This window comes from Vibrio genomosp. F10 str. 9ZD137, assembly GCF_049974785.1.
GTDB lineage: Bacteria > Pseudomonadota > Gammaproteobacteria > Enterobacterales > Vibrionaceae > Vibrio.
In genome coordinates this window covers 1-7632 of the sequence record NZ_JBNGCJ010000342.1, presented here as the reverse complement: position 1 = coordinate 7632, position 7632 = coordinate 1, and the positions used below count along the sequence as shown (strand labels likewise).

Annotated in this window: 7 protein-coding genes; 3 read left to right on the top strand and 4 right to left on the bottom strand. The window is 44.0% G+C overall.

The genetic code is table 11. From position 1 onward, the window contains the following. The coding region (locus tag ACP45E_RS07330; protein ID WP_069584847.1) for a CDP-alcohol phosphatidyltransferase family protein at positions 1-519 on the top strand (519 nt) is incomplete at its 5' end. 59 nt (positions 520-578) lie between these two features. Here ACP45E_RS07330 and ACP45E_RS07325 read toward each other — a convergent pair. From ACP45E_RS07325 to ACP45E_RS07315, 3 genes are all read right to left on the bottom strand, one after another. Continuing rightward, complete coding sequence (locus tag ACP45E_RS07325) at positions 579-1511, bottom strand: class I SAM-dependent methyltransferase (protein WP_017038457.1); 933 nt, start codon at positions 1509-1511, stop codon at positions 579-581. 46 nt (positions 1512-1557) lie between these two features. Beyond that, complete coding sequence (locus ACP45E_RS07320) at positions 1558-2268, bottom strand: TIGR01621 family pseudouridine synthase (RefSeq protein WP_017034593.1); 711 nt, start codon at positions 2266-2268, stop codon at positions 1558-1560. A 183-nt stretch (positions 2269-2451) separates the two neighbouring features. After that, entirely contained in the window at positions 2452-3879 is a 1428-nt protein-coding gene (locus ACP45E_RS07315) for a sodium-dependent transporter (RefSeq protein ID WP_083188667.1), read from the bottom strand. A gap of 353 nt (positions 3880-4232) precedes the next feature. On the opposite strand from ACP45E_RS07315, the gene cls reads away from it, so the two are divergent. After that, positions 4233-5687 carry a cardiolipin synthase gene (gene cls / locus ACP45E_RS07310; RefSeq protein WP_017038458.1) on the top strand — a complete coding sequence of 485 codons (1455 nt, stop codon included), beginning with the start codon at positions 4233-4235 and terminating at the stop codon, positions 5685-5687. Between the two features lie 78 nt (positions 5688-5765). Next, positions 5766-6965, top strand: coding sequence for a cystathionine beta-lyase (locus ACP45E_RS07305; RefSeq protein ID WP_017038459.1), 1200 nt, complete (start codon positions 5766-5768; stop codon positions 6963-6965). 44 nt (positions 6966-7009) lie between these two features. Here the strand turns inward: ACP45E_RS07305 and ACP45E_RS07300 are convergent, their stop codons facing one another. Next, positions 7010-7585 (bottom strand): DNA-3-methyladenine glycosylase I, encoded by a 576-nt coding sequence (locus tag ACP45E_RS07300; RefSeq protein WP_017034597.1) that lies wholly within the window; start codon positions 7583-7585, stop codon positions 7010-7012. Positions 7586-7632 lie beyond the last annotated feature (47 nt).

Sequence of the window (7632 nt, the reverse complement as noted above, 5' to 3'; positions counted from 1 at the left end):
TTATTCGGATTTGTCATTGGTTGCCTAGCTCTGCCCGTTTTGGCTCTAGAGCAATATCACCTGGCTTTGTTTCTGATTGTTACTAACCGCGTTTGTGATGGGCTTGATGGCGCACTCGCACGCATTCAGGGGATAAGCGATGCAGGCGGGTTTCTCGACATCAGTTTAGATTTCATTTTCTACTCGCTTATCCCATTTGGGTTCATCTTAGCCAACCCTGATCAAAACGCGATTGCCGGTGCTTTTTTGATTTTTTCGTTCATCGGGACGGGAACAAGTTTCTTAGCCTTTGCGGTGATGGCAGGCAAGCGAGGAATTGAAAACCCAGTGTATAAGCATAAATCGCTGTATTACATGAGCGGGTTGACTGAAGGGACAGAAACCATCGCGTGTTTCATTGCCTTCTGTTTGTTCCCAATGCACTTCGCTCTCATCGCTTATATTTATTCAGCTGCGTGTTGGTTTACGACCGCAAACCGTATCTACTCGGGGTTCCATACTCTGAATGAAACCAAATAAAAAAGTAGCGCTAAAGAGCGCTACTTTTGATGCATCATATGTGTTACCAAAGCCACGATTTAACTGAACACGAGCGCTTTTAGGCACGCTTCAGGATCTGTATCAATAAACTCTGGAGGATTGTCCAATCGATACTGGAATGAAAGGCTTGGCGCTTCTTCTTTCATGCTATCGACAAGGAATTCACTGTTCACGACAGGCGAATTAACGCACGCAAGAACTTCACCACCTTCCGTTAAAAGATCAGGCAGTCGGCGTAAGATTTTCTTGTAATCCTTAGTCAAGGCGAAGCTACCTTTTTGAAACGAAGGCGGGTCAATGATGATTAAATCATACTGCCCCATCTTCTTGATCTTTCCCCAAGACTTAAAGATGTCATAGCCAAGGTAGTTGACTGACCGCGCGTCATGCTCATTCAATCGGTGATTTTCACGACCCTTGCTCAGTGATGATTTCGACATATCGACGTTCACAACTTTGGTCGCGCCACCTTCTATTGCCGCAACGGAAAAACCACAGGTGTAAGCGAATAGATTAAGCACATTTTTCTTCTCAGACCGTTCTTTTACCCATTCACGACCTAAGCGCATGTCTAAGAACAAACCAAAGTTCTGGTTTCGGCCGATGTCCAGCTGATACTTTAATTCACTTTCTGTCACGACAGGCCTAGACTCTAACTCGCCAACTAAAACTTCAGAGGGCGCACCGTCGGTATATCGATGTTGAACAACGATGCAAGAACCAGACTTCTCTAGCCAAGGAGACGTTTGGGTAAACGCTAGCAAACCATTTTTTAGGCTCATTAGGAACGCATCATCCACCGACTTAAACAAACTAACGATCATCTGACCCTGCAGCCAGTCACAGGTCATCTGCTCAAGTCCTTGCCAGTTGTGTCCTCTGCCATGAAAAAGGCGACGCAATTCATTCGGCGCTTGTGCGAGTTCAGATTCGATATGTTCAAAAAAGATCGGTAGTTGGGAAACCTGCATATTCTTCTCTATCAATATTTGATTATTAGTTACGTTATTTTTTGTCTTATTTTGGTTTAGGGCCATTTTTAAGCTTTGGCCAAGCCAACAAGTCGGGCTTTAGCCATGTTGAAATGCCTTCACTCACTAACGGCTCATGCCACTTCTCACCTAACGTGGAATACTCTCTGGGATCGCAAACAAACTGAAACTCTAACGCCTTATATGTGAAGTTAAGAGCAAAGGCATGGAGGTAGCCACGATCGGCTTGACTGCTGGCATTGTAAATCGAATCACCAACAATACTAGAGCCAACAGAATTAAGAGCAACACGTATCTGATGCGTTTTTCCTGTATGGGGTTTGCATAAGAATAAGCGCTCACCAGGCTCACCAGGCAGCGACATAAACTGTGTAATTGCTGGGTTGTTTTGAGACTTAGTTAATTTCCAGCTTGATCGACGAGAACGTTCCATATCCCCAATAATAAGACCCTGTTTCTTCTTGGGTTTTTTACTGCTAATTGCGAGATAAAACTTCGCGACTTCTCGATTAGCAAAGGCTCTGGAAAGTGAGCTAGCGCTTTCTTTGTTTCGCCCTAATAGCAGAATCCCAGATGTCATCTTGTCCAGTCGGTGTACTAAATACAACTGATCATCGCCACTTTGGCGTCCAACTTCTTGAAGGAGCATGGTATCACCATCGTCTTTGTGGACAGACACGTTAGGGTGTTTGTTGATAACAAGAAAATCTGTATGGGTATAAAGTATATCAAACATCAGGCTAGCTCCATTTTCGAGTTGGAGTATACCCAGTATCACGTAGGATGCCAGTGGTAGTTGACGTTCCACCTCTGTCTATCCCATATGCACTGCTAAAAAACAAAAAGCGAGAAACAAATAAATGCTTCTCGCTTTTCAATTCAATAAAGCCAGCGACAAAGCGCTGGCTCTACGGAGAACTTACAACTTCTTAGAGATGAAGCCAGATACTATGATAACGCCTAAGCCAATCAGCATGATTGCACCTTTACCACTATCAAAGCCTGCCTTAATGCCTGCGATAGCAACAATCGCTACAGCAAAAGGAATCACATACTTCACTAGGTTGTACCAAAGACCGAATAGAGGGAATTTGATCGTACCGTCGTTAGTGATTTCTTTTTCAAGATCTTCACGGTTAAGTCTCCAACCCGCAAAGATACATATCAGCATACCGCCAACCGCTAGGAAGATTTTGTCTGTTAGCAGGTCAAATACATCGAATGCACCTGTACCAAACAATTGAGGACCTAAGCCACCTAGAGAAATTGAAGAGAACACACACAACACAGCCATTACTGACGCAGCAAGGCCAACCGCTGTCGTACGTTTTAGCCCTTTCTCATCAATTAAGTACGATACAACCACTTCAAGTAGTGAAACAGATGATGTGAGTGCGGCCACACTTAAACCAACAAAGAACATCAGAGCAAACATTAGGCCAATCGCGCCCATTTCAGCAAATAGCTGAGGAACAACAACGAATACTAAGCCAGGACCAGCAGATGGTGCCATTCCGAATGCAAACATTGCTGGGAACATTGCAACACCAGCAAGGATAGCAACACTGGTATCCATAGCCGTAACCATAGCCGTCGTTTGAACCAAGTTCTCTTTCTTCTTCAGGTAGCTACCGTATGTGATCATACAACCCATACCTAAGCTTAGAGAGAAAAACGCTTGCCCTAGAGCAGCCAACACTACGCTACTGTCTACCTTTGAAAAGTCTGGTTTGAATAGGAACTCAAGACCCGCGCTTGCACCCGGTAGCATCATTCCTTTAACAGAAACAATAATTAGGATGATGAATAGCATAGGCATTAGAATTTTGCCTGCTTTTTCGATACCACCAGAAATACCGCGAGCAACGATAGCGATGTTTAGAAGTAGGTAAAGACCCATCCACATCAACGGCTCAATTGGGTTAGAAATAAAGTTACCAAAACTATCACCAATCGCTTCAGGCGCACTTAGTAGTCCGGTTGCCAGTTTGTAGATATAAGCAATTGCCCAACCACCAACGACTGGGTAAAAGCCCATAATTAACAAGCCACTAACAACACCTAGCACACCAACAAATGACCAACGTCGGTCTGTCGATTTAAAAGCCCCTACCGCTGAAACACCGGTCTTACGACCAACAGCAAATTCCGTCAGCATGACACTAAAACCGATAAAGATCACAAACAGAAGGTAAATTAAAACGAACGCACCGCCGCCGCTTTCACCTGCTGTATACGGAAATTTCCAAATATTACCTAGGCCTACAGCTGAACCTGCTGCTGCCATTACGAATCCAAGTTTCGACCCCCAGGTATCACGGGGTGCTGTGGTTGTATTAGTCGCCACGTTATCTCCAAATCTTTAGTTGTGTTTGTCTTATTTGGCGTCCAAAAGGTAGAGTGTAAAGTCAGAGTGTAAACCAAACAATACAGCTCACAAAGGTTATGTGACGCTCATGCCTAGCAAGTAAACCAGTTTGCGATTAAAATTGGAACCCCACAAAGTATAAATTACGGCCTACAATCCCAATTTGCAGTTTATCTGTTGCATTTTTAGCCAAGAAGATCCTTCTAATTCTATTTTTTACTAAAATTTAACAATATTATACTGTTACTAATTTCATATTAGTGCATTTACACGTTTCTATATTCTCAGATTCCCATTACTATCAAACTTCTCTCATTCAATGTTGTGTGTATATGGATAAGTTTTATCACTTTCTTACGCTAGCAAGTATTGGCATTTACTGGTTTTTAGTGGCTGGTGTAACCTTACGAATTGTACTGAAAAGGCGAGCTGTTAGTGTTTCGCTTGCTTGGCTTATGATCATTTACATTGTTCCTGTTGTCGGCGTAGCCTGCTATTTTCTTTTCGGTGAGCTCAATTTAGGTCGTAAACGTGCGGAACGAGCCAAAGAGATGTTTACCCCCTTTCAGCATTGGTTTCGTCAATTGAACCACTGCCAAGCGCACCTTCCAGAGTCACTCGATGGCCATATCTCCAAGATTGACGAGCTGTGTAATAACCGCATGAGCATACCTGCGCTTGTCGGCAATTCTTTGTCTTTACAAAACTCACCTGACGAGATTCTTCATTCCATCATTGAAGATGTAGAAAAAGCACAACACAGCATCAGTATGGTTTTTTATATCTGGCATCCAGGAGGGTTGGCTGATTCGGTTGCCAGTGCCCTGATTCAAGCAACTAAGAGAGGGGTTAAAATTAAACTGATGCTCGATTCTGCTGGAAGCCCACGTTTTTTCAACAGCCCTTGGTACCAGATGATGAAAGATTCAGGTATTCAAGTGGTTCAAGCTTTAGAGGTCAGCCCATGGCGGATGTTTTTACGCCGTCTTGATCTTCGTCAGCACCGCAAGATTATTGTCATCGATGATACTATTGCCTATACAGGTTCAATGAATCTTGTCGACCCGGCTTTTTTCAAACAAAACGCCGCTGTTGGTCAATGGATTGATATCATGATCCGTATTACTGGCCCGACGGTTAATGTTTTATCCGCCATTCATAGTTGGGACTGGGAAGTTGAAACGGGCCAACGTCACTTACCCAAACAGCCTGAATGTACGCTTAAGCCAAATGAACAACAAAACCCCGTTCAGGTGGTTCCTTCAGGCCCAGGCATGCCAGAGCACTTAATCATGCAAGTTCTCGCTCTTGCTATGCATCAGGCCAATCATTCGGTCAAAATCACGACCCCGTACTTTGTACCAAGCAACGATTTACTTGAGACCATAAAACTGACCGCTCAGCGAGGCGTTTCCGTTGATATCATCATCCCTCATAAAAATGATTCAATCATGGTTAAGTGGGCATCGCGCGCCTTTTATGGCGATCTGCTCGACGCGGGTGTAAACATTCATGAGTTTCATGGGGGGTTGTTGCACACAAAATCGGTCGTTATTGATGACCATTTCTGCCTTGTCGGAACCGTCAACATGGATATGCGTAGCTTGTGGCTTAATTTTGAAGTGACTTTAGCGGTCCAAGACTCAGCGTTTACTAAAGAAATGTCGTGGCTTCAACAGCAATATATTGAGCAGTCTTACCCTGTTGACCAAGAAAAGTGGAAAGAACGCCCACTTCACCATCGATTCTTAGAACGAGCGTTCTTTTTATTCAATCCGCTTCTTTAAAAACGCTCTAGGGGTTGAAATCAATAGCCACTCCATGCTTTAAATAACGTTATAAAAATTCGTAGACAAGGAACTCATATGTCAAAGGGGAAACAAACCCAGCTCATCACCGCTGGGCGAGATAAGAAATGGACCAATGGTGTGGTTAACCCTCCGGTACAACGTGCATCAACCATCGTATTTGATACCGTTGCTGAAAAAAATGCTGCAACATTGAACCGAGCGAATAAAACGCTTTTCTACGGACGCCGAGGAACAAACACACACTTTGCGTTCCAAGATGCAATGACAAAACTGGAAGGCGGTGCAGGGTGCGCACTTTATCCTTGTGGAACTGCCGCAATATCAAACGCCATTTTGTCTTTTGTTGAAACGGGCGATCACATTTTGATGGTCGACACTTGCTACGAACCGACGCGTGATTTTTGTAATACTATTATGAAAAAAATGGGCGTTGAAACCACCTACTACAATCCCCTTGTCGGTGAAGGCATTCGCGACCTTATCAAGCCCAATACCAAGATATTGTTCACCGAGTCCCCGGGTTCTGTAACAATGGAAATTCAAGATATACCAACGTTGTCGCGCATTGCACACGAGCACGATATCATCGTCATGCTCGATAATACATGGGCAGCGGGTGTTAACTTCTCGCCATTTGAATACGGTGTCGATATTTCCATACAAGCGGCGACTAAATACATCGTTGGGCATTCCGATGTCATGCTAGGTACCGCAGTCGCTAATGAAAAGCACTGGCCTCAGCTTAGAGAGCAAAGTTATTTGATGGGCCAATGCGTGTCACCCGACGACGCCTACTTGGCACTACGAGGTATGCGCACTCTGGATGTTCGTTTACGACAGCACGCTGAAAATAGTCTTACTATCGCGAAATGGTTAGAAAATCACCCAGATGTCGATCACGTCCGCCATCCGGCGCTGGCTTCCTGTCCCGGCCATGAGTTCTTTGAAAGAGATTTCACTGGTGGAAACGGACTGTTCTCTTTTGTTCTAAAAGAGTCTCACCCGAAGGCGACCACAGCACTGCTCGACGGAATGAGTCATTTCAGCATGGGGTACTCTTGGGGTGGATTTGAAAGCCTAATCTTAGCGAACGAACCTAGAAGCTTTAACAGTTTGCGAACCGTTGCAAACCCTAACTTCGAGGGGACTTTGATTCGTATTCATGTAGGCCTTGAAAATGTAGATGATTTAATTGACGATCTAAAATCTGGCCTTGAGCGCTACAAGCAAGCTGTGATTACGACAACCCAATAGTATCAGCAGCCTAAATTCAATAGGCCCATCACTCGTACTTATTCTTACTCTGCTGATGGGCTTACGTGGTATTGAGGGCAATCAATAAGATGATCGTTAACCATTCCCATCGCTTGCATAAATGCATAACAAATCGTTTCGCCTACAAATTTAAAACCATGCTTTTTTAGAAATTTGCTCATGGCTGTCGATTCTACTGTGAAAGCGGGCACTTGATCCATAGATGTCCACGCATTAACCCGTGGCTGACCCTCTACAAACTGCCAAAGTGCGTTTGATAGTGAACCATATTCCTGCTGCAGTTTCATTGCGGCGCGTGCATTAGTGTAAACCGATGCTATTTTTCCTTTATGTCTCACTACGTCATAGTGTTCAATAATCATTGCTACATTCGATTCATCTAGCTCGGCAAGTTTTTGTATGTCGTAGTTTAGAAAAGCAGAACGATAGCCTTCCCTCTTTTTCAAAATCGTAATCCAGCTCAACCCCGCTTGTGCGCCTTCCAATGTAATGAACTCGAAAAGAGTGCGATCGTCATAGACAGGACGTCCCCATTCTTCATCGTGGTACTCTTTTTCCAAAGGATGATTCAGTGCCCAAGCACACGTTTCCTTTTTCATTGCTGTTTCTCCTTAAAGAAATAATACCAATCACAGTAAGTAAATGA

What these genes read in the sequence shown, in the direction of transcription:
- ACP45E_RS07325 (WP_017038457.1), bottom strand. Translation starts at nt 1,511, where the DNA reads ATGCAGGTTTCCCAACTACCGATCTTTTTTGAACATATCGAATCTGAA.
- ACP45E_RS07320 (WP_017034593.1), bottom strand. Translation starts at nt 2,268, where the DNA reads ATGTTTGATATACTTTATACCCATACAGATTTTCTTGTTATCAACAAA.
- cls (WP_017038458.1), top strand. Translation starts at nt 4,233, where the DNA reads ATGGATAAGTTTTATCACTTTCTTACGCTAGCAAGTATTGGCATTTAC.
- ACP45E_RS07305 (WP_017038459.1), top strand. Translation starts at nt 5,766, where the DNA reads ATGTCAAAGGGGAAACAAACCCAGCTCATCACCGCTGGGCGAGATAAG.
- ACP45E_RS07300 (WP_017034597.1), bottom strand. Translation starts at nt 7,585, where the DNA reads ATGAAAAAGGAAACGTGTGCTTGGGCACTGAATCATCCTTTGGAAAAA.